The organism is Azoarcus sp. DN11, assembly GCF_003628555.1.
In the GTDB taxonomy this organism is placed as follows: domain Bacteria; phylum Pseudomonadota; class Gammaproteobacteria; order Burkholderiales; family Rhodocyclaceae; genus Aromatoleum.
The window spans coordinates 1133850-1155111 of the sequence record NZ_CP021731.1; the positions used below are offsets into that span (position 1 = coordinate 1133850).

Annotated in this window: 17 protein-coding genes and 1 riboswitch; of the genes, 3 read left to right on the forward strand and 14 right to left on the reverse strand. The window is 67.0% G+C overall.

Annotated features, from left to right (window positions below; genetic code table 11):
* Window positions 1-23: 23 nt before the first annotated feature.
* From CDA09_RS05100 to CDA09_RS05125, 6 genes are all read right to left on the reverse strand, one after another.
* Entirely contained in the window at window positions 24-797 is a 774-nt protein-coding gene (locus tag CDA09_RS05100; protein WP_121427626.1) for a DUF2189 domain-containing protein, read from the reverse strand.
* Between the two features lie 227 nt (window positions 798-1024).
* On the reverse strand, window positions 1025-1960 hold the full coding sequence (locus tag CDA09_RS05105) for a phosphoribosylaminoimidazolesuccinocarboxamide synthase (protein ID WP_121427627.1): 936 nt from the start codon (window positions 1958-1960) through the stop codon (window positions 1025-1027).
* A gap of 59 nt (window positions 1961-2019) precedes the next feature.
* Entirely contained in the window at window positions 2020-3309 is a 1290-nt protein-coding gene (locus tag CDA09_RS05110; protein WP_121427628.1) for a DUF3422 family protein, read from the reverse strand.
* Between the two features lie 113 nt (window positions 3310-3422).
* Complete coding sequence (locus tag CDA09_RS05115) at window positions 3423-4115, reverse strand: YiaD family glycine zipper/OmpA-like lipoprotein (RefSeq protein WP_121427629.1); 693 nt, start codon at window positions 4113-4115, stop codon at window positions 3423-3425.
* A gap of 97 nt (window positions 4116-4212) precedes the next feature.
* Window positions 4213-6783: a putative bifunctional diguanylate cyclase/phosphodiesterase gene (locus tag CDA09_RS05120; RefSeq protein ID WP_121427630.1), complete on the reverse strand. Its 2571-nt coding sequence runs from the start codon at window positions 6781-6783 to the stop codon at window positions 4213-4215.
* Between the two features lie 111 nt (window positions 6784-6894).
* Entirely contained in the window at window positions 6895-7593 is a 699-nt protein-coding gene (locus tag CDA09_RS05125; protein WP_121427631.1) for a methyltransferase family protein, read from the reverse strand.
* A gap of 174 nt (window positions 7594-7767) precedes the next feature.
* Here CDA09_RS05125 and CDA09_RS05130 point away from each other — a divergent pair, with 174 nt between their 5' ends.
* Window positions 7768-9633: a diguanylate cyclase gene (locus CDA09_RS05130; RefSeq protein ID WP_121427632.1), complete on the forward strand. Its 1866-nt coding sequence runs from the start codon at window positions 7768-7770 to the stop codon at window positions 9631-9633.
* A 152-nt stretch (window positions 9634-9785) separates the two neighbouring features.
* On the opposite strand, the gene fba is transcribed toward CDA09_RS05130, so the two are convergent.
* From fba to pyk, 3 genes are all read right to left on the reverse strand, one after another.
* Window positions 9786-10850: a class II fructose-bisphosphate aldolase gene (fba, locus tag CDA09_RS05135; protein WP_121427633.1), complete on the reverse strand. Its 1065-nt coding sequence runs from the start codon at window positions 10848-10850 to the stop codon at window positions 9786-9788.
* Between the two features lie 135 nt (window positions 10851-10985).
* Window positions 10986-11741, reverse strand: coding sequence for a 5,6-dimethylbenzimidazole synthase (gene bluB / locus CDA09_RS05140; RefSeq protein WP_121427634.1), 756 nt, complete (start codon window positions 11739-11741; stop codon window positions 10986-10988).
* Between the two features lie 45 nt (window positions 11742-11786).
* Window positions 11787-11988, reverse strand: a riboswitch (cobalamin riboswitch).
* Window positions 11989-12024: 36 nt separating this feature from the next.
* Window positions 12025-13473: a pyruvate kinase gene (pyk, locus tag CDA09_RS05145; RefSeq protein ID WP_121427635.1), complete on the reverse strand. Its 1449-nt coding sequence runs from the start codon at window positions 13471-13473 to the stop codon at window positions 12025-12027.
* A 150-nt stretch (window positions 13474-13623) separates the two neighbouring features.
* On the opposite strand from pyk, the gene CDA09_RS05150 reads away from it, so the two are divergent.
* Together CDA09_RS05150 and CDA09_RS05155 are read left to right on the forward strand one after the other, a co-directional pair.
* Window positions 13624-14499, forward strand: coding sequence for a cache domain-containing protein (locus CDA09_RS05150; RefSeq protein ID WP_121427636.1), 876 nt, complete (start codon window positions 13624-13626; stop codon window positions 14497-14499).
* 113 nt (window positions 14500-14612) lie between these two features.
* Window positions 14613-14861 carry a hypothetical protein gene (locus CDA09_RS05155; protein ID WP_121427637.1) on the forward strand — a complete coding sequence of 83 codons (249 nt, stop codon included), beginning with the start codon at window positions 14613-14615 and terminating at the stop codon, window positions 14859-14861.
* 97 nt (window positions 14862-14958) lie between these two features.
* Here the strand turns inward: CDA09_RS05155 and CDA09_RS05160 are convergent, their stop codons facing one another.
* The 5 genes from CDA09_RS05160 to CDA09_RS05180 all read right to left on the reverse strand — a co-directional run bounded on the left by CDA09_RS05160 (window position 14959) and on the right by CDA09_RS05180 (window position 21238).
* Window positions 14959-16143, reverse strand: a complete 1185-nt coding sequence (locus CDA09_RS05160; RefSeq protein ID WP_121427638.1) for a phosphoglycerate kinase — start codon at window positions 16141-16143, stop codon at window positions 14959-14961.
* Between the two features lie 65 nt (window positions 16144-16208).
* Window positions 16209-17225 carry a type I glyceraldehyde-3-phosphate dehydrogenase gene (gap, locus tag CDA09_RS05165; protein ID WP_121427639.1) on the reverse strand — a complete coding sequence of 339 codons (1017 nt, stop codon included), beginning with the start codon at window positions 17223-17225 and terminating at the stop codon, window positions 16209-16211.
* A 103-nt stretch (window positions 17226-17328) separates the two neighbouring features.
* Window positions 17329-19362, reverse strand: coding sequence for a transketolase (tkt, locus tag CDA09_RS05170; protein WP_121427640.1), 2034 nt, complete (start codon window positions 19360-19362; stop codon window positions 17329-17331).
* Between the two features lie 145 nt (window positions 19363-19507).
* Complete coding sequence (locus tag CDA09_RS05175) at window positions 19508-20383, reverse strand: phosphoribulokinase (RefSeq protein WP_121427641.1); 876 nt, start codon at window positions 20381-20383, stop codon at window positions 19508-19510.
* Window positions 20384-20428: 45 nt separating this feature from the next.
* Entirely contained in the window at window positions 20429-21238 is an 810-nt protein-coding gene (locus CDA09_RS05180) for an inositol monophosphatase family protein (RefSeq protein WP_121427642.1), read from the reverse strand.
* Window positions 21239-21262: the final 24 nt, after the last annotated feature.

Here is a 21262-nt window from a genome sequence, read left to right on the forward strand (position 1 = left end):
CGCCGGAGGCCGCCGGGGCCGGCTTATTCGACGAGATCCTTGTATGCGTGCCAGGTCGCGTGGCCGACCAGCGGCAACAGCACCACCATGCCGATCATCATCGTCGCGAAGCCGAGTCCGATCAGCACGACGATCAGCGCCGCCCACACGGCCGTCGCGCCGAGGTTGAAGCCCACCGCCCGCGCGCTGGTCATCATCGCGGTGATGACGTCGGTGCCACGGTCCAGCACCATCGGCACGGATACGACGGAAAGCGCAAACACGAGCCCTGCCAGCGCACCGCCGACGACCAGGTAGGACACGACGAAATGCACGTAGTGGCCCGACAGGAACACGTCGCGGAAGAAATGCGAGAGATCCGGCGCGACGTCATGGTAGAACAGCGCGAACAGGATCGCCGACAGGCGCTCCCAGCCGATCAGGGTGAAGGCGAGGAGGGCGCCGTAATAGAGCAGCTGGTCGCTGTGCTCCTTCAGCCCCTTCCAGGAGCCGATGAAGTCCACGGTTTCGCCGCGCCCGTGACGCCGCGAAAGCTCGTACAGGCCCGCTGCCGCCATCGGCCCGACGAGGAAGAAGCCCGAGATGGCGGCCGTGAACAGGTAAGGCATGTGCGTCGCGTAATGCAGGATCAGATAGCCGATGACCGCGAAGATCAGCCCGTAGCTCAGGCTCGCCGCCAGGTTCGCGCGCATGTCGTCCACGCCCATGCGCAGCCATTGCAGCGGTCTCGATGCTTCCACGCGCCTGACGTGAGGCAGGGTGAAGTGATGGTCGAGAGGGTGGTAGGACTTGTCCATGGCTGCCTCCTTGGGGTTGGAAGTACCTGGGGGCGGAGCCGTCCAGCGCGCCCGCGATGGGGGTAGTCCCCGGGTGGAGCATTAGAGCGGCCGGAAGCGGGCAAGTTCGCGCAGTCCGCGATGCTGCTGCGGGTCTCGTGCGTAGTTTTTTTGGGGGCCGGACAAGACAAGGCCCGCCGTCCCCGGCGGAATGCCGGGCAGGGCGGGCCGGGAGGCTGCAGCCGGAATCAGGCCAGCGTCAGGCCGGTCAGGCGCTCGTAGGCTTCGCGGTATTTCGCCGCGGTGCGCGCGATCACTTCCGCGGGTAGCGACGGCCCCGGTGCCTTCTTGTTCCAGGTCAGGGTCTCGAGATAGTCGCGCACGTACTGCTTGTCGTAGCTCGGCGGGCTGATGCCTTCGCGGTAGCTATCGGCGGGCCAGAAGCGCGACGAATCCGGCGTCAGGGCCTCGTCGATGAGGTGCAGCGTGCCGGCCGCATCGACGCCGAACTCGAACTTGGTGTCGGCGATGATGATGCCGCGGCCCGCCGCGTAGTTGGCCGCTTCCGAATACAGCGCCAGCGCCGCGTCGCGCGCCTGGCTCGCGAGCTGCGCGCCGTTCCGCCCCGTACCGGCCAGCTCGTTCACGAGCGCCGCGGCACAGCGCGTCTGGGCCTGTTCGAACGAGATGTTCTCGTCATGGTCGCCGACGTCGGCCTTCGAGGCCGGTGTGAAGATCGGCGCGGGCAGCCTGGCCGCCTGTTGGAGGCCGGCCGGCAGCCTGATGCCGCAGATCGCGCCGGTGTCCTGGTAGTCCTTCCAGCCCGAACCGATCACGTAGCCGCGCACGACCGCCTCGATCGGTAGCGGCTTCAGGCGCTTCACGACCAGCGCGCGGCCGCGCACCTGCTCGCGCTCGCCCGCGGCCACGACCGATTCCGGGTCGATGCCGGTGAGCTGGTTCGGCACGATGTGCGCGAGGCGCGAGAACCAGAAGTTCGCCATCGCCGTCAGCACGCGGCCCTTGTCCGGAATCGGGTTCGGCAGGATCACATCGAACGCGGACAGCCGGTCGCTGGTGACGATCAGCAGCTTGTCGGCATCGACGGCGTAGATGTCGCGCACCTTGCCGCGGCCCAGCAGCTGCAGGCTCTTGATGGAGGATTCGAACAGGGGAGTGGCCACGATGGAAACTCTTTCAGGGCAAAGCGCGATTATAGGACAGCTTGCCCGCTCGCCGCCGCTCAATGGCCGCCTTCCTCGGCCGCGAGCTGGCGGCGCATGCGGCGCAAGCCGAGGGCGACGAGGCCGGCGATCACCGGGATGGAGGCCGCCGTGACGATCTCCGGCGTCGCCGGCACGATGAAATCCTTCGCCCCCTTGGCGAGGTACTGCACCAGCTGCGAGCCGTAATAGGTGATCGCGACCACCGACAGGCCCTCGACCGTCTCCTGCAGGCGCAGCTGAAGCTTCGCCCGGCGGTTCATCTGGGCGAGCAGTTCCTGGTTCTGGCGTTCGAGCTCGACATCGACGCGTGTGCGCAGGAGCTGCGAGTTGCGCGCGATGCGGCTCGACAGGTCTTCCTGACGTCGCGCCACGGTCGCGCAGGTGTCGATGGCCGGTGCCAGGCGCCGCTCCATGAATTCGCGGATCGGCGGGTAACCGCTGACGCGCACTTCGCGCAGGTCGTCGATGCGCTGGCGCACCAGCCGGTAGTAGGCCGCGGCGGCGCCGAAGCGGAAGGTGGTGCGCGCCACCGAGCGTTCGACGTGCGCCGCGAGCCGGGTCAGGCGGCCGAGCACGTTGCGTTCGTCCTCGGGGGCCACCGCCGCGCCCATGTTGTCCGTCAGGTCGGCCAGCTCGTCCTCCGCGAGCGCGAGCAGCCGCCCGACGTCCTTCGCGACGGGGAAGGCGAGCAGCGCCATCATGCGGTAGGTCTCGATCTCCAGCAGCCGCTGCACGCTGCGGCCTGCCTGCCGCGGCGTCATCGACGCGTTCAGCACGAGGAAGCGCGAGAAGCCGTCCGCAATCTGGAAGTCGGTGAACACCCAGCCCGCACCGTCGGCGATCTGCGACGCGACCGCGGCGGTGCCGGTCGGCGACAGCTGCGCGAGCACGGTCTCGGGGGCGACTTCGTCGACGCTGCGCAGCTCCACGTGCGTGGCGACCAACAGCTGGCCGGGGATCTCGCAGCGCCACGCGGCCGGCACGTCGAGCAGCGGGTTCTCCTCGCTGAAGCCGCTGAGATCGATGCGGCGGACGAAGGTGTAGCTGGTGAATTCGTTATGGCGCTCCCACTTCAGCCGGAAGCCGCCGGCGTCGAGGAACACGTGGCCGGACGAAAAGTCCGGAAGCGGCAGGTCGAGCTGCTCGGCGAGCTGGCGCAGGTGCGGCCCCTCCCGCTCCGCGCTGCCATCGACGTGCAGGAAGGCGAGGTAGGTGACGAACTCCGGCGTCTCCAGCGTGACCGGCGGTCGCGCGTGGACTTCGTCATTCAGTGTCTGGCGCAGCGGATATTCGTCGAACAGGGGCATGGACGGCTAGGGAAACGAGGGGCGCGCTAGGGTAGCGACTGCCGACGGATTGCGAAAGCCGCGCCCCCGAGCCGGGCGGCTGCTGCGGGCAGGGCGCGGCGAGGGTCGGGCGATCAGTAGCGCGGGCCCGGGGCCGGCTGCACTCCGCCCGGCTGCGAGGTCTGGGTCGGGACGATCAGCACTTCCACGCGGCGGTTCTGCGCGCGGCCCTGCGGCGTGCCGTTGTCCGCAACGGGACGCGATGCGCCGTAGCCGACGGCGGTCATCCGGGTCGCTTCGACCCCACGCTGGCTCATGTAGCTCCGCACGGAGTCGGCGCGGTTTTCCGACAGCGACTGGTTGAAACTCGCCGAGCCGGTCGAGTCGGTATGTCCCTCGATCTGCACGAGGGTGTCGGGGTACTGCTGGATGCTCTGCGCGACGCGTGTCAGCACCGGCTGGAACTGCGGCTTGACGTCGGCGCGGCCGGTATCGAAGGTGATGTTCTCCGGCGCCTGCAGGCGGATCGTGTCACCCTGGCGCTGCACCTGCACGCCGGTGCCGGCCATCTGCTGGCGCAGCTCCGCTTCCTGCTTGTCCATCTGCCGTCCGACCAGGCCGCCGACGGTTGCGCCGATCGCGGCGCCGATCAGGCCGCCCTTCGTGCGGTTGCCCGAGCCGCCGACGACGTTGCCGAGAACCGCACCTGCGCCCGCCCCGATCGCTGCCCCGCGTGCCGTCTGGGCGTTCTCGCCGTAAAAGGGATTCTGCGCACAGCCTGCGACCGTCAGGATGGATAGCGCCGTGACGATCAATGTTTTTCTCATTATTGCCTCCTGGGTTGAAATGGCTGAACTGGCCTATTTTGAGCGCGTTCAGCCGGCTTGGGTTCCGGGAAGCATAACGAATTGTAAATTCCCTGGGTCAGGTGCCGATGCTGATCGCCTGCTCGATGGACGGTGTGGGCCGCTGGATGTGGTAACCCTGGGCGAAATCGATGGATTGGCCGATGACCTTGTCGAGCACTTCGGCATCCTCGACGTATTCGGCCACCGTGCGGATGCCGAGGTCGCGTGCGAGGGCGACGATGCTGCGCACGAGGGCACGGTCCTTGTCGTTGTGCTTCATGCCGAGGATGAAGTCGCCCTCGATCTTCAGGAAATCGATCGGGAAGCGTTTCACGTAATGGAAGGACGAGAAGCCCGAGCCGAAGTCGTCGATCGCGAGGCGGAAGCCTTCGCCGCGCAGCGTGTTGATGAAGCGTTCGAGCAGCGCCATGTTCTTGATCGTCTCGCGCTCGGTGATCTCGAACACGATGCGCGCGGGGTCGAAGCCCGACGCGCGGGCGATGCGCCGCGTCTCCTGGACGAAATCGGTGAGCACCAGCGCGCGCGGCGACATGTTCAGGAACAGCAGGCCCTGGTAATCGACCGCGACGGCGGCCTCGAGCGCGCGTTCCATCAGAATGTAGTCGAGCTTGTGCATCAGGCCCATCTTCTCGGCGATCGCGACGAAGGCGTCGGCGACGAGGATGGAGCCGTCCTCGAGGCGGATGCGCGCGAGCACCTCCAGCGCCTCGACCTTGCCGGTCCTCGGATCGATGATCGGCTGATAGTAGGGGATCACGCCGCGCGCCTCGACTGCGGCGAGGATCAGCATGCTCTTCTCGGACAGCGAGCGGAACACTTCCACGACGTCCTGCTCGGTGGGGATCGCCACCCGGCCCTTGCCCTCGGCCTTGGCGCGATACATCATGCTGTCGGCGAACAGGAAGAGGTCCTTCGTCTCAATCGCGTGGTCGGGATAGACCGCCATGCCGATCGACAGCGAGCCGCCGACGCGCGCACCGTCGGGCGTCTCTATCGCCAGCGCGGTGACGATCTCGATGATGCGCTGGGCGACCTCGATGGTCCCGGCGAGGTCGGTCTCGGGCAGGATCGCGACGAACTCGTCGCCGCCGTAGCGCGCCAGCAGGTCGTCCTCGCGGATCGCGCTGCGCACCGCCGTCGCGACCTCCTGCAGGAACACGTCGCCGAAGCCGTGGCCGTAGGTATCGTTCACCGACTTGAAGTTGTCGGCGTCGATCATCAGCAGGCCGAACCGGTAGCCGTGACGGCCCGAGCGCGTGGCCTCGCTGTCGAGCAGCTCCCAGAACACGCGCTGGTTGTAGAGGTTGGTGAGCGGATCGCGCGTCGCGTAGTACTCGAGATCCTTCGTGTATTTGTCGATCGCCTTCACCGAACCGACGACGTTGAGCAGCGTCGACAGGATGCTCTCGACCACCAGCCAGCGCGTGGCATCCGTGCCGGCCTGGGCCTGCATGCCGATGCCGACGATGCCGCCGATCTTGGGCGCCTCGACCAGCAGCGACTTGGTCTGCACCTCGATGTCGCAGCGCACGAGTTCCGGCGAATTGCGCGAGTTGTCGGCGATGTTGTGCTCGATGCGCACGGCGTAGCCGTCGGCGAAGTAGGGGTTGCGCGCGAGCGACTCGCGCACCGTCGCCTCGAAGAGCTGCTTGCTTTCGGCCGACGGCGTGTAGCGCCAGAACACTTCGAGGTCGAAGATGTCGTCGCCGGTCTTGAAGATCGAGAACAGCGCATACGCCGGCATCACGCCGTCGATGTCGATGAGGAGGCGATTCACGTACTCGCGCCAGTCCTTGACCACGTCCGACGTGAGGATGAATTTCTCCAGCAGGCGGATCTCGAACTCGAGCATCTCCTTGTCCACCGCCACGCTGCGCACGCGCTCGGCGAGTTGCCGCACCTCGGCCGCGACCGGGCTGAACTCGGCAAAGCCGAAATCGAGCGAGGTTTTCTCCAGCTGCTTCAGGTCCGCAAGCCGGCTCACCGAGCGGATGTTCGTCGCGAACCCCGCGATCGCGCGGTCGATGCGGCGGCGGATATAGATCACCATCAGCAGCGTCGCGATGATCGCGACCGGAACGATGGGGGCGAAGGCGAGCAGGAACTGCCGCTCGCCCGCTTCGAGCAGCGGAGTGATGTCCTGGCGCACGTCGATGATGCCCAGCACCTCGCCGGCTTTCGCGTTGGTGTGGCACTGCCGGCATTCGGCCTCGGCGCGCAGGGCGTGGATGACGCGGATTTCCGGCCCTTGGTCGAAGCGGCGGCTTTCCCCGGTCGCAATCACCTCGAGCATCGCGGCGTCCATCTCGCGCTGGCGGATGTCGCCGAACAGTTCCGCGACGCGCGGCGCGCGGTAGATCGCGATCTGGTGCGGCGTGTTGTCCACCGAACGCTCGATCGCGCGGATGAACTCCTCCAGCTGCGTGCGCGACCAGCCCGTGCGCATCAGCTGGAACATCGACTGGAAGGTCATCTCCGCGAAAGTGTTCGCGTCGCGCATGGCCTCTTCGCGGATCGAGCGCTCATGCAGGTTGGACACCACGAACTGGGTGGCGACCACGAGCGCGGTCGAGAAGATGACGGCGGCAGTCAGCAGGAGTCCGCGGATGGTCTTGAGTGGCGTCATTGCGTGTGGTGATCCCGGACTTGCACATGCGACGCAGGCGGTCGCTACCGGGGACCGGCCGACGCCTGGCGGAAATGTAAGAACGCGTAACAAAACGGAAATTTCTGCGGACTATACTCCGCCGCCCTCGTTCCGAGAAGCCTTGTTACCGTCAGGGAAATCGCCCTCGGCGAGGAGTGCTTCGGCTTGCGCGCGCGTGAGGAAGCGGCCGGGGAGAGGCACCAGTCCGCCGACCGCAGCGCGATAACGCGCGTAGCGGGCGCCGTGCTGGACGAGGAGTTTGCGCTCCTCGAGCACGGCGCCGATCCACAGGTAGGCGGTGATGCACAGCGCGGATGCGAGGCGAGCGGCATCCATGTCGCGCGTCCACAGGATCACCAGGCCGAGGAAGTACCACGGGTGGCGCACGATGCGGTGGAGCGGCGACAGATGCAGCGGCCCGTCCTCGTGCGGAGGCGGGCTCGGGGCCGCGCGCCACTGCGTGAGGCCGGAGAAGATCCCCATGTCGTAATGGCGGGTCGTCGACGGGAAGGCCGCCAGCGCCGCGAGCGCGAGCCCGTTCGCCAGCCACGCCCACGCGCCCGACCACTCCCACAGCAGCGGGCCGCGTAGTGCGAAGGTGAGCCACAGCGGGGGCACGAGCAAGACGGTCGCGATGCCGTTGAACGCCAGCCGGTAGCCGCGCATTGCACCTGGCCAGCGCTGCGCGACCACGCGCTTCACCGCGAAGGACGCCAGCAGCGAATGGACCAGCCCGTAAAGTGCCCAGGCCGTCACGAGGACGGCGATCTGCAGGGCGGAGGGGGACATCGGCGGCCTCCCGTGGCGTCATGAAAGCGGGCAAGCCCGCGATGTTCGCTGATGATGCCATGAGCAAAAATGAAATACCCCTTTCGTCGCATGTTTCAAGGTATTTCCGGGCATAATTGCGTCCCGGAGAAACATCGAGCGGAGCGGCCTGCAGCGGGCTATCCCGGAGTCCGAATGAACCTGAATCGAAAGATGACCCTGCTGTTCGGCGGCATTGCCATGGGTACGCTGGTGATGCTGGTGCTGATCAGCCTGTATGCGTTCCGCAGCTATTCCATCGCCTCGTCGACGGCCCACGTCCGGACGGCGGCGGAGATGGTGCGCGTGCACCTCACCGAGGCGATGATCCAGGGCACGATCAGCAAGCGCGAGCAGTTCCTCAACCGCCTGCTGGAGGTCCAGGGCCTGCGCTCGGCGCGGGTCGTGCGTTCCCCGCACGTGACCGAGCAGTTCGGCGCGGGGATGAACCGCGAAATGAATCCCGACGAGATCGAGAAGCTCGTGCTCGCCGACGGCAATCCGCGCTACGAGATCCGCGACGAGGGCAGCGACTCGGTGTTCCGCGGCACGATCCCGTTCGCGGCATCGTCGCGCGGCACGCCCAACTGCCTGCAATGCCACAAGGTGAGCGAAGGGACGGTGCTCGGCGCGGTGACGATGGAGCTGTCGCTCACCGAACTCAAGGAAAAGGCGCTCACGACGGTGACGTGGATCATGTTCACGATGGCCGTGTTCGCGGTGCTGTCGATCTTCCTCGCGCGCAAGCTGATCCTGCCCGTGGGCTCGACGGCCCAAGCGGTGGAGCGCGCCGTGCAGCGCGCGCTGAAAGGCGATTTCAAGGGGCGCGTGGAAAAGCGCACCGACGACGAGATCGGCCAGATCGCGAGCGAGACCAACAACCTGCTCAACTTCCTCGACGACGGCCTCGCGCGCATCAGCCAGCGCGTCGTGCAGCTCACCGGGCGCACCCTGCGGCAGGACGACAACCAGCTCGAGGTCGCGATCGACATGGTCAACGGTCTGGCCGACGCCTCGAGCTTCAAGCAGGCGATCGAGGAGGACGAGACCAAGAGCGAGATCTTCGGCCGCTTCGGCCGCGTGCTGACCGACCATTTCGGTGTGCGCGAGTTCTCGATCTACGAGACGTCCGGTCCCAAGCAGCTCGATCCCTTCATGGTCGACGGCAGCCAGGGCAGTGCGTGCCACTGGTGCGATCAGCAGATCCTCGTGCGCAGCGACATGTGCCGGGCCAAGCGCTCCGGCCACCCCGTCGATGGCCTGACGCAATCGGGTATCTGCTACGCCTTCAAGCAGCCCGATGACGCCGCGGAGTCGCGGCGCCACTACTGCGTGCCCATCATGCAGTCCGGATCGGTCGGCAGCATCATCCAGATCGTCGTGCCGGAGGCCGAGGCGGCGCGCTTCCATGCGCAAGTGCCCTACGTGAATGTCTATGTCCGCGAGATGGCGCCGGTGCTCGAGGCCAAGCGCCTGACCGAGACGCTGCGCGAATCCTCGCTGCGCGACGCGATGACCGGCCTGAACAACCGCCGTTTCCTCGAGGAATACGTCGACACGCTGGTCGCGACGACGCGGCGGCGCAAGACCGATCTGGCGATCCTGGTCCTGGATATCGACTATTTCAAGATGGTGAACGACACCCACGGCCATGATGCCGGCGATATCGTCCTCAAGTCGCTCGCCGCCATGCTGAGGAGTTCGGTGCGGGCGTCGGACATGGTCATCCGCTTCGGCGGTGAGGAGTTCCTCATCGTGCTGCAGGAAACCGAAGCCGCCAACGCGATCCGCGTCGCGGAGAACATTCGTGCAGCCGTCGGGGACCTGAAGGTCCAGGTCGGGGGCGCGGTGCTGCAGAAGACGATCTCGATCGGCCTCGCGATGTTCCCCGAGGACAGCGAAACCTTCTGGCAGGCCGTGAAGTTCGCCGACGTCGCGCTGTACCGTGCGAAAGAGGACGGTCGCAACCGTGTCGTGCGTTTCAGCCCGGAAATGTGGGAAGGGCACGCCGGCTCATACTGAGCAGGCCGGGATTGCTGACGAACGCGGCGCCTCTCCCGGCGTCGCGGTCCGGCATGCAGGTGGCGAGGGGCTGCAGGCGCCCTTCCGCGACAGGAGCAGGCGCCGTGCACGCCGCGCCGCGGAGGACTGCGCGGCGCGGGGGCGGACCGGCCTTAGCGGACGACCTGAGTGAGTTCGCCCGACTTGTAGCGCGCGGCGATCTTCTCCAGCGCCACCGGCTTGATGCGGCTCGCCTGGCCAGCGCAGCCGAAGGCCTCGAAGCGCGCCTTGCACACCCGCTTGGCGGCTTCGCGGGCGGGCTTGAGGAATTCGCGCGGATCGAACTTCGACGGGTTCTCGAACAGGAACTTGCGGATCGCGCCGGTCATCGCGAGGCGGATGTCGGTGTCGATGTTGATCTTGCGCACGCCGAACTTGATCGCGGTCTGGATCTCCTCGACCGGCACGCCGTAGGTCTCCTTCATGTCGCCGCCGTACTGGCGGATGATTTCGAGGAGCTCCTGCGGCACGCTCGACGAGCCGTGCATCACCAGGTGGGTGTTCGGCAGGCGCGCATGGATCGCCTTCACGCGCTCGATCGCGAGGATGTCGCCGGTCGGCTTGCGCGTGAACTTGTAGGCGCCGTGGCTCGTGCCGATGGCGATCGCGAGCGCGTCGCAGTCGGTCTGCTTGACGAAATCGGCAGCCTGATCCGGGTCGGTCAGCAGCATCGAGTGGTCGAGCGTGCCTTCGGCGCCGACGCCATCCTCCTCGCCGGCCTGGCCGGTCTCGAGCGAGCCGAGGCAGCCCAGTTCGGCCTCGACGGTGACGCCGATCGCGTGCGAGAACTTCACCACCTCGCGGCTCACGGCGACGTTGTATTCATACGAGGACGGAGTCTTGCCGTCTTCCATCAGCGAGCCATCCATCATCACGCTGGAGAAACCCGAGCGGATTGCGCCCATGCAGATCGCGGGCGACTGGCCGTGGTCCTGGTGCATCACGACGGGAATCTGCGGATAGGCTTCGACGGCGGCGTCGATCAGATGGCGCAGAAAGGCTTCGCCGGCGTATTTGCGGGCGCCGGCCGAGGCTTGCATGATCACGGGGCTGTCCGCTTCGGCCGCGGCTTCCATGATCGCCTGGACCTGCTCGAGGTTGTTGACGTTGAACGCCGGCAAGCCGTAGCCGTTTTCGGCGGCGTGATCGAGCAGCTGGCGCATGGAAACGAGGGGCATTGTCCTTCTCCGGTATCAAGTGCAGGCACGCCAGGCGTGCCGGGTTGCGAATTGGCTCGCATTTTAGCGTTTGTTGGGCGGCGGTGGGTCCGGCGAAGGAAACGGGTTGCAACGACCCGCCGCCGCGCCTCGTGCTCAGAACGGCAGCAGACCCCGGGCCGCGAGCGCCTGGGCCGCTCGCAGTTCATCGCGCAGCGCTCCGGCGTCGGCAGCGTCGCCGCCCCAGCCGTCGAAATGCACCAGTTCGTCGAGCGGCAGGCGCTGGCGCCAGCCCGCCGTCTGCAACTCGGGCTGATCGAGGAAGTGGCTGACATGGCCGATGCACAGGTAGGCGACAGGCATGACGCGTTCGGGCAGCGACAGGATCTCGCGGATCGCCGACTGACGGAAGATGCTCACCCAGCCGACGCCCAGCCCCTCGGCGCGGGCGGCGAGCCACAGGTTCTGCACCGCGCACACCGAGCTGTAGAGGTCCATCGCCTTGATGTGTGTGCGCCCGATCACGACCGGGCCGGCGCGGTCGCGGTCGCAGGTGATGCACAGGTTGATCGGCGCCTCGAGGATGCCCTGCAGGCGCAGGCCGGAATAGACTTCGCGCTGCTTGCCCTCGAACATCTGCGCGGCTTCGGCGTTGGCCGTTGTGAAGGCGTCGTGCACGCGCTGTTTGACGGCCTGGTCGCGCACCAGGACGAAGCTCCACGGCTGCATGAAGCCGACCGATGGTGCGAAGTGTGCAGCGGTGAGGATGCGCGCGAGCATGTCGTCGGCGACCGGATCGGGCAGGAACTGGCCGCGCACGTCGCGCCGCGCGAGGATGTTGCGATACACGGCGGCGCGCTCGGCGTCGTCGAAGTGGTGGTGGGCCTGGTGGCCGGGAGCGGCGGTCTTCATCGATTCCCCTTGTGAAGAGCAATGGACGGCGAACGGACCAGTTCGCCGCTGATCTGCCTCCCGGCCGGTCTTCTGACTCGGGTTCGTCCCGTGCCGCGCCTTCCCGACCCGGAGGGCCAGTGGCATCTTGCGGCGGCGGTCCCCCTCACAGCGTTGGGCACGTCGCGGAATCGGCTCCCCCGGAGGGTGCCTCACCGCATTCCCGATTCTCCCGCGGATCGCGGGCACCGGGAGGCATGGTGTAGAGCGCGTGAGTCTAGCAGACTGCGGGCCGCGCGCCGACTTATTGCTCGGTCAGGTGCGGTGCCGGGTGTTCGCCCACGCGTACGATCTTGAGCGTGTTCGTGCCACCCGAGGCGCCGATCGGTTCGCCGATCGTCAGCACGATGAGATCGCCGCGTTCGACGACGCCCTGATCGAGCAGGATCTGTTCCGCTTCCCACAGCAGCAGGTCGCGATCCTGGTGCGTCTGCGACATCAGCAGCGGAAAGACCTCGCGGTACAGCGTCATCTGGTTGCGCGACTCCGCTTCCGGCGTCAGCGCGTAGATCGGCACGCCGCTGTTGAGGCGGCTCATCCACAGCGCCGTCGAGCCGGTCTGGGTGAGGGACGCGATCGCCTTCACCTTCAGGTGCCAGGCGGTCCAGATCGCGGCCATCGCGATCGATTGGTCGATGCGCGTGAACACGCGGTCGAGCACCTCGCGGTCGAGCGTGACCTCCGCGGACTTCTCGGCCTCGAGGCACACGCGGCTCATCGCCTCGACGACCTCGACCGGATAGTTGCCCGACGCGGTCTCGGCCGACAGCATCACGGCATCGGTGCCGTCGAGCACGGCATTGGCGACGTCCGACACCTCGGCGCGCGTGGGCACCGGGCTGCCGATCATCGATTCCATCATCTGCGTTGCGGTGATCGTGAGCTTGTTACAGTCGCGCGCGGCGCGGATCATCTTCTTCTGCAGCGCCGGCACCGCCGCGTCGCCGACCTCGACCGCGAGGTCGCCGCGCGCGACCATGATGCCGTCGGAGGCGTCGAGGATCTCGTCGAGGTTGGCGACCGCCTCGGTGCGCTCGATCTTCGCGATCAGCAAGGCGTCGCTGCCGGCGGCGCGCAGGAGCTGCCGTGCCATGTACATGTCGGCCGCGCTCTTGGGAAAGGAGACGGCGACGAAGTCGACGCCGATGAGGGCAGCGGTCTTGATGTCGTCCATGTCCTTGGCGGTCAGCGCGGGCGCGGTCAGGCCGCCGCCCTGGCGGTTGATGCCCTTGTTGTTCGACAGCTCGCCGCCGACCCGCACCGTCGTGTGGATCTCGGGGCCGGCGACGCGATTGACGACGAGCTTCAGGCGGCCGTCGTCGAGCAGGAGGACGTCGCCCGGCCTGACGTCCTTCGGCAGGTTCTTGTAATCGAGGCCGACGCGGGTCGCATCGCCCAGTTCGCAGCGTGCGTCGAGGATGAATTCCGCATCCTTGTGCAGGTGGACGCGGTCGCCGGCGAACTTGCCGACGCGAATCTTGGGGCCTTGCAGGTCGGCAAGGATGCCCACCGACCGGCCGGCGCGTTCCGCAGCCTCGCGGACCGCCGCCGCGCGCGCGACGTGATCCTCCGCCTTTCCGTGCGAGAAATTCATGCGCACGACATCGATCCCGGCATGCACCATGCGTTCCAGGATTTGCGGATCGGTCGAGGCGGGGCCCAGGGTGGCGACGATCTTCGTGTGGCGCGGCATGTTGTCTCCGTGTCGATATGCGTCCGAGAACCCGATTCTACCCGTGTGCGCCGTCTGCCGCCGCCCGCGCGGGTTTGCGCGCCTCTCGACAGATGATGTCGCTTCCTATAATTTTGCCTGCATCAATTCAATCACGGACTCGCGAACGCCATGAAACTCGTCCCCGTCGCTTCGTTGTGCACGCTCGTCATGTTGACGCAGCCGGTTCTTGCGGCCGATCCGGCTCCTGCGAACCCGCTCGGCGGACTCGTGTTGCGCGCCGATGAGAATCGCAGCGCGAACCTGCTCGACAAGGCGGTGGCGCGCTTCCGCAAGGTCGGCGATGCGGCGTTCGACGAATTCAACCGCGCGTCGCAGTTCCGGGACCGCGAGCTTTACGTGTACGCGCTCGCCACGGATGGCACCCTGCTCGCAAGCGGCGGCTCCTCGGCGGCGCTGGTCGGGCGCAATGTCGCGACCATGCGGGATGCCGCCGGCAAGCCCTTCTTCCGCGAGATGCTCGACATCGCGGCGAAAAGCGGCGAGGGGCGCGTGGAATATCGCTGGCTGAATCGTGAAGACAATCGCGAGGAGCCGAAGGTGACGCTGTTCCGCAAGGTCGGCGAGCGCATCATCGCGGTCGGCTATTACGTGCCGCGTGCCACCCCGGCGCAGGCGAAGGATCTGCTGGAGCGCGCCGTCGCGGCAGTGAAGGAGAAGGGGACGCAGACCGCGCTCGCCGCCTTCAACGCACTCGACGGCGGTTTCGTGCAGGACGACCTCTACGTGTTCGCGATCGATCTCGAGTCGCAGCGTTTCCTCGCGCACGGCGCAATCCCGAAGCTGGTCGGCAGCGAGGGCCGCACGGTGCGGGATCCCAAGGGCAAGGCGATCGTCGCCGACATGGTGAACATCGCCAGCCGCAAGGGGGAGGGCGAACTCGACTACGCCTGGCGCAACCCGGTCACCGACAAGCTGGAGACCAAGCATTCATTCATCCGACGCGTCGACGGCATGCTGGTCGGTGTCGGCTATTACACTCGCTGACGTGCCCGGTTGACCTCCGACAATATCCCGCGGGGGCCGATCCGCGAGAATGCAGCGCCGACGGACTCCGTGCCGTCTGACGAAACGTTCACTCTCCGAAGGATGAAGCGCCGATGATCGACGACGTTACCCGCTCCCTGCTCGACAGCCTGCCGCGCGGCGGCCGCTACGACCTTTCGGTCGCGCACGATCCCGCGAGCGACCTGCACGCGCTGACCATCGTGATCGACGGCGAGACGTTCCAGCCGGGAATCGGATACGAGAGCAGCGACGATTTCGAGTTCGACCGTGATCAGATCGCAGCGTATCTCGTCACGCGCAAGCAGAAGTGCGGTGGCTGCGGGAGCTGCAGCTGCGGTTGAGCGTCCGCTCGGATCCTTCCAGCAAATGAAAACGGCCACCGCGGGGTGGCCGTTTTCATGGTGGCCCGGTGTTGCCGGGCCTGCTGCGAGGGTTTCTTCAGTCGTTGAAGCGCTTTTCCAGCGCCGCGATCGCCGGCAGGGTCTTGCCTTCGAGGAACTCGAGGAAGGCACCGCCGCCGGTCGAGATGTAGCCGACATCCTGGGCGATGTGGAACTTCGCGATCGCTGCCAGCGTGTCGCCGCCACCGGCGATGCAGAAGGCGTCGGAATGGGCGATCGCCGAGGCCATCATCTTCGTGCCGCCGGCGAACTGGTTGTGCTCGAACACGCCGACCGGGCCGTTCCAGACGATGGTGCCGGCGTGGGCGATGATCTCGGCGAGCTTCGCCGAAGTCTTCGGGCCGACGTCGAGGATGCGGTCGTGCGCGCCGACTTCGTCGACCGGGATGCGGTTCGCGCGGGCGAGCGCGGAGACTTCGTCGGCGACGACGACGTCGACCGGCAGCGGCACTTCGGCGCCGCGGGCCTTCATGATGTCCATGACGGCCTGCGCTTCCTTGACCAGTTCCGGCTCGGCGAGCGAGTCGCCGATGCGGTGGCCCGAGGCGAGCAGGAAGGTGTTGGCGATGCCGCCGCCGACGATCAGCTGGTCGACCTTCTGCGCGAGGGTCTTGAGGATGGTCAGCTTGCTCGACACCTTGGCGCCGCCGACAATCGCGACGAGGGGGCGTGCCGGGGTCTCGGTGGCCTTCGTGAGCGCGTCGATCTCGGCGCCCATCAGCATGCCGGCGCAGGCGACCGGGGCGAAGCGGGCGATGCCGTGGGTCGTCGCCTCGGCGCGGTGCGCGGTGCCGAACGCGTCGTTCACGTAGACGTCGCACAGCGCGGCCATCTTCTTCGATAGTTCCTCGTTGTCCTTCTTCTCGCCCTTGTTGCAGCGGCAGTTCTCGAGCAGGACGACTTCACCGGGTTTCACTTCGAAGCCGCCATCGACCCAGTCGCGGATCAGGCGCACGGGTTTGCCCAGCAACTCGCCCAGGCGCACGGCGATCGGCGCGAGCGTGTCTTCGGCACGGCATTCGCCTTCGGTCGGACGGCCCAGGTGCGAGGTGATCATCACCGCCGCGCCGTTGTCGAGGCAGTATTTGATCGACGGCAGCGACGCGCGGATGCGGGTGTCCTCGACGATGTTGCCGGCTTCGTCCTGCGGCACGTTGAGGTCGGCGCGGATGAAGACGCGCTTGCCGGCGACGGTGAGCTCGGCGAGTTTCTTGACTTGCATGGATTCCTTCCCGATGTGAAAACGCCCCGCTGGGCAGGGCGTCGGATTGCGATGGCGCGGGCGTATTACTTCGCGTTATGGAACGCGCGCGCGGCGTCCAGCATGCGGCAGGAGTAGCCCCACTCGTTGTCGTACCAGGCCAGCACCTTGACGAGATTGCCGTCCATCACGCGGGTCTGGGTCGCGTCGAAGATCGACGAGTGCGCGTCGTGGTTGAAATCCATCGACACCAGCGGGTCCTCGTTCACGGCCAGGATGCCCTTCAGCGGACCCTTGGCGGCTTCCTTCATCAGCGCGGTGATCTCGTCCTTCGAGGTCGCGCGGCTGGCGGTGAAGGTGAGGTCGACGAGCGAGACGTTCATCGTCGGCACGCGCAGCGCGAAGCCGTCGAACTTGCCCTTCAGCGCCGGCAGCACCAGGCCGACGGCCTTCGCGGCGCCGGTCTTGGTCGGGATGATGTTCTGGGCGGCGGCGCGGGCGCGGCGCAGGTCCTTGTGGCGCACGTCGACCAGCACCTGATCGTTGGTGTAGGCGTGCACGGTGGTCATCAGGCCCTTCTCGATGCCGATGTTGTCCTGCAGCACCTTCGCGACCGGCGCGAGGCAGTTGGTCGTGCAGGAGGCGTTCGACACGACGGTCATCGCCGAGGTCAGCACGTCGTGGTTCACGCCGTAGACGATCGTCGCATCGACGTCGTCACCGCCCGGGGCGGAGATCAGCACCTTCTTCGCGCCCTGCTTCAGCAGCACTTCGGCCTTGGCCTTGGAAGTGTACGCGCCGGTGCACTCGAGCAGCACGTCGACGCCCAGATCGCCCCAGTTCACGCCCAGCGGATCCTTGGTCGAGAAGAAGGGAATGCGGTCGCCATTGACGATCATGACATTGTCGCCTTCGGTCTCGACCGGGAAGGCGAAACGACCGTGGGTCGTGTCGTACTTCGTCAGGTGGGCATTCGTCGCCAGGTCGCCGGAGGCGTTGATCGCGACGATCTCGAACTGGTCGCGCAGACCGAGTTCATAGAGGGCGCGCAGCGTGCAGCGACCGATACGGCCGTAGCCGTTGATGGCGAGTTTGATGGTCATCGAGGATTCTCCCGGAGCAATGATACGAACAGCACAATCTCAATCTGACAGCCGGCGCCGCGGACTGCCGGCGCCGACTGCGCCGGGAGCGCGGCGACGACGCTTACTTCACGATCTGCTTGACGGCTTCCGCGACCGCGTCGGCAGTGATACCGAAATACTTGAACAGCTCGCCGGCGGGGGCGGACTCGCCGAAGCGGTCGAGGCCGATCACGGCGCCTTCGAGGCCGACGTACTTGCGCCAGCCGTCGGTGACACCCGCTTCGACGGCGACGCGCGGCAGGCCGGCGGGAAGGACGGATGCCTGGTAGGCGCGATCCTGGCGGTCGAACACGTTGGTCGAGGGCATGGACACGACGCGCACTGCGATGCCGGCCTCGCCCAGCGTTTTCTGCGCGGCCATCGCGAGCGCGACTTCGGAGCCGGTGGCGATGATCACCGCCTGCGGCTTGCCGCCGGTGGCTTCCGACAACACGTAGCCGCCGCGGCGGATCGCGGCGATCTGATCGGCATTGCGGGCCTGGAAGGGCAGGTTCTGGCGCGAGAAGAGCAGCGCCGAGGGGCCGTCCTTGCGCTCGATCGCGTGCGCCCAGGCGACGGCCGACTCGGTCGTGTCGCAGGGACGCCACACGTCCATGTTCGGGATCAGGCGCAGCGTCGCGGTCTGCTCGACCGGCTGGTGCGTCGGGCCGTCCTCGCCGAGGCCGATCGAGTCGTGCGTGAACACGAAGAGCTGGCGCACCTTCATCAGCGCCGCCATGCGCAGCGCGTTGCGCGCGTACTCGCTGAACATCAGGAAGGTGGCGGTGTAGGGGATCAGGCCGCCGTGCAGGCTGATGCCGTTGGCGATCGCGGCCATGCCGAATTCGCGCACGCCGTAATAGATGTAGTTGCCGCCGGTCTCCTTCGAGACGCCCTTCGCGCCCGACCACAGCGTGAGGTTGGAGCCGGCGAGGTCGGCCGAGCCGCCGACGAGCTCGGGGAGCTTCGGGGCGAAGGCTTCGATGCTGTTCTGGCTCGCCTTGCGGGTGGCGATGGTTTCGGCCTTGTCGACGATCTTCGCGATCACGGCATCGACGTGGGCCGACCAGTCGGCGGGCAGCTCGCCCGCCATGCGGCGGGTGAATTCTGCCGCTTCCTGCGGGAATGCTCTGGCATAGGCGGCGAAGCGCTCGTTCCAGCCGGCTTCGAGCGCAGCACCTTTCTCGCGCGCATTCCAGGCCGCGTAGATGTCGGCGGGGATCTCGAAGGGGGCGTGATTCCAGCCGATGTGCTCGCGCGTCGCGGCGATCTCCGCCGCACCCAGCGGCGCGCCGTGCACGTCGTGGCTGCCCTGCTTGTTCGGCGCACCGGCGCCGATCACGGTCTTGCAGCAGATCAGCGTCGGCTGCGCAGTGTTGGCCTGCGCGGCGCGGATCGCGGCGTCGATCTCGGCCGCATCGTGGCCCTGCACGTTGGCGATCACCTGCCAGCCGTAGGCTTCGAAGCGCTTCGGGGTGTTATCGGTGAACCAGCCGTCGACATGGCCGTCGATCGAGATGTTGTTGTCGTCGTAGAAGGCGATCAGCTTGCCCAGGCCGAGCGTGCCGGCGAGCGAACAGGCTTCGTGCGAGATGCCTTCCATCAGGCAGCCGTCACCGAGGAACGTGTAGGTGTGGTGATCGACGATCGCGTGGCCGGGGCGGTTGAACTCGGCGGCGAGCATCTTCTCGGCCAGCGCCATGCCGACCGCGTTGGTAATGCCCTGGCCGAGCGGTCCGGTGGTCGTTTCGACGCCCGGCGTGTAGCCGTATTCGGGGTGGCCCGGAGTCTTGCTGTGCAGCTGGCGGAAGCGCTTGAGTTCCTCGATCGGCAGGTCGTAGCCGGTGAGGTGCAGCAGCGCGTAGACCAGCATCGAGCCGTGGCCATTCGACAGCACGAAGCGGTCGCGGTCGGCCCACTGCGGATTCGCCGGGTTGTGGCGCAGGTAGCGGCGCCACAGCACTTCGGCGATCTCGGCCATGCCCAGCGGCGCGCCCGGGTGGCCGGAATTGGCCTGCTGGACGGCATCCATCGCCAGTGCGCGGATCGCGCCAGTGACGGGATTGAAGACCGGGGGCCGCACGTTGCGCGGGTTCTCGTTGCGGGCTGCCTGCATGGATCTCTCGGGCCTTTGGCTGGCTTGGAAAAGGCCGGATTATCGCCGAAAACCGGGGGGCTTGGGTAGCGCCTGGTGCGCTGCAAAATGCGCCAAGTGCCTGCTTGCTCAGGCCAAATGCGGGCGGGCTGCGGCCCGGCCGCCCTCAGTTCGCGTCGCGCCGGCGCTGCATCAGCTTCCAGATCAGCGGGGTGAGGATGAGCTGCATCGCGAGGTCGAGCTTGCCGCCGGGGATCACGATGCTGTTCGCGCGCGACATGAAGGCGTCGTGGATCATGCGCAGCAGGTAGGGGAAGTCGACGCCGCGCGGGTCCTTGAAGCGGATCACGACCATCGACTCGTCGAGCGATGGCACTTCGCGCGCGATGAAGGGGTTGGAGGTGTCGACGACCGGCACGCGCTGGAAGTTGATGTGCGTGCGCGAGAACTGCGGGACGATGTAGTGGACGTAGTCGTACATGCGCCGCAGGATCGTATCCTGCACCGCTTCCTTCGAATAGCCGCGCACGCGCGTGTCGCGGTGCAGCTTCTGGATCCACTCCAGGTTGATTGTCGGCGCGACGCCGATCAGCAGGTCGACATGGCGCGCGACGTCAACCTTGTCCGTCACCAGCGCGCCGTGCAGTCCCTCGTAGAACAGGCAGTCGGTGCCGACGGGCAGGTCTTCCCAGTCCGAAAAGCTGCCCATCGGCAGGCCGGTGCGCGCCGCGCGTTCGGCGTCGTGAATGTAGCTGCGGTGCCGCCCGGTCGCCGATTTGCCGTAGGCGCGGAACAGGGCCTCCAACTCCTCGAGGAGGTTCGCCTCGGGGCCGAAATGGCTGATGCCGCGCTGCCCCGCACGTTCGGCTTGTTCGATCAGCCTCGTCATCTCGTCGCGTGTGTAGCGGTGGAAGCTGTCGCCCTCGACGATCGCCGCATTCACGTTCTCGCGATGGAAGATCGCCTCGAAGGTGTCCTTGACCGTCGTGGTGCCGGCGCCCGAGGAGCCGGTGACGGCGATGATGGGATGTTTGGTCGACATGGTGTGTGCCGTTGCGGGACGAAAAAAGGTGCGGGCAGGCCGGGCTCAGGAGTGCGCGCTGACCCAGCTGCGCCACTCGGCGAACAGCGTGGGGCTCGCCGCCGCGATCACGCCGCGCTTGATCGATGGTCCCGCGATCAACGACCCGCCGTCGAGTGCCGCGGCCTGCCCGCCGGCCTCTTGCAGGATCAGTTTTCCCGCGGCGTAGTCCCACAGCATCTGCCCGCCATGCACGTAGACGTCGAGGCGTCCGGCGGCGACGAAGCACCACTCGAGCGCGCTGGAGCCGAAATTGCGTTGCGAGAAGTACGGCGGCCGCACGGCGAGTTCGTCGCCGAGGTGGTGGCTGATGCGCTTGAAGTCGATGCCGGCGACGGCATCCGGAAGCCGCGCTGCTGCCGACCGCAGCGGAAGGGGTACGCCGTTCAGGAACGCGCCGGCGCCCTGGGCCGCATAGAAGGACTCGTCCGTGACCGGGTTGTACACGACGCCGAAGCGCGGCTCGTGATTGACCAGGTAGGCGATCGAGACGGCGAAGAAGGGAATGCCGTTGGCGAAGTTCGTCGTGCCGTCGATCGGGTCGATGCACCAGAGTCCGCGCCGCCCGTCGCTCCACAGGTGCGCCTGTTCGGCCGCGCTCATCTCCTCGCCGAGCACGGGACCGGGCGCAAGCCGCGGCAGTTCTTCGGCAAAGCGGCGCTGCGATTCGAGGTCGGCTTCCGTGAACAGCGTTCCGTCGGCCTTGCGGTTGCGGGCTGTCTTGAGATAGCGCGGCAGGATCACCTCGCGTGCGACGTCACGCGCCAGCGATTCGAGCGCGCGCGCCTTCGCGAGCCGTTGGGCGGCGTTCGGCATCAGCGGGCCCCCGAGGGAAGGGGG

Excerpts from the sequence above, each read along its gene's own strand:
- CDA09_RS05100 (WP_121427626.1), bottom strand. The coding sequence starts at position 797 with ATGGACAAGTCCTACCACCCTCTCGACCATCACTTCACCCTGCCTCAC.
- CDA09_RS05110 (WP_121427628.1), bottom strand. The coding sequence starts at position 3,309 with ATGCCCCTGTTCGACGAATATCCGCTGCGCCAGACACTGAATGACGAA.
- CDA09_RS05115 (WP_121427629.1), bottom strand. The coding sequence starts at position 4,115 with ATGAGAAAAACATTGATCGTCACGGCGCTATCCATCCTGACGGTCGCA.
- CDA09_RS05120 (WP_121427630.1), bottom strand. The coding sequence starts at position 6,783 with ATGACGCCACTCAAGACCATCCGCGGACTCCTGCTGACTGCCGCCGTC.
- CDA09_RS05125 (WP_121427631.1), bottom strand. The coding sequence starts at position 7,593 with ATGTCCCCCTCCGCCCTGCAGATCGCCGTCCTCGTGACGGCCTGGGCA.
- CDA09_RS05130 (WP_121427632.1), top strand. The coding sequence starts at position 7,768 with ATGAACCTGAATCGAAAGATGACCCTGCTGTTCGGCGGCATTGCCATG.
- fba (WP_121427633.1), bottom strand. The coding sequence starts at position 10,850 with ATGCCCCTCGTTTCCATGCGCCAGCTGCTCGATCACGCCGCCGAAAAC.
- bluB (WP_121427634.1), bottom strand. The coding sequence starts at position 11,741 with ATGAAGACCGCCGCTCCCGGCCACCAGGCCCACCACCACTTCGACGAC.
- pyk (WP_121427635.1), bottom strand. The coding sequence starts at position 13,473 with ATGCCGCGCCACACGAAGATCGTCGCCACCCTGGGCCCCGCCTCGACC.
- CDA09_RS05150 (WP_121427636.1), top strand. The coding sequence starts at position 13,624 with ATGAAACTCGTCCCCGTCGCTTCGTTGTGCACGCTCGTCATGTTGACG.
- CDA09_RS05155 (WP_121427637.1), top strand. The coding sequence starts at position 14,613 with ATGATCGACGACGTTACCCGCTCCCTGCTCGACAGCCTGCCGCGCGGC.
- CDA09_RS05160 (WP_121427638.1), bottom strand. The coding sequence starts at position 16,143 with ATGCAAGTCAAGAAACTCGCCGAGCTCACCGTCGCCGGCAAGCGCGTC.
- gap (WP_121427639.1), bottom strand. The coding sequence starts at position 17,225 with ATGACCATCAAACTCGCCATCAACGGCTACGGCCGTATCGGTCGCTGC.
- tkt (WP_121427640.1), bottom strand. The coding sequence starts at position 19,362 with ATGCAGGCAGCCCGCAACGAGAACCCGCGCAACGTGCGGCCCCCGGTC.
- CDA09_RS05175 (WP_121427641.1), bottom strand. The coding sequence starts at position 20,383 with ATGTCGACCAAACATCCCATCATCGCCGTCACCGGCTCCTCGGGCGCC.
- CDA09_RS05180 (WP_121427642.1), bottom strand. The coding sequence starts at position 21,238 with ATGCCGAACGCCGCCCAACGGCTCGCGAAGGCGCGCGCGCTCGAATCG.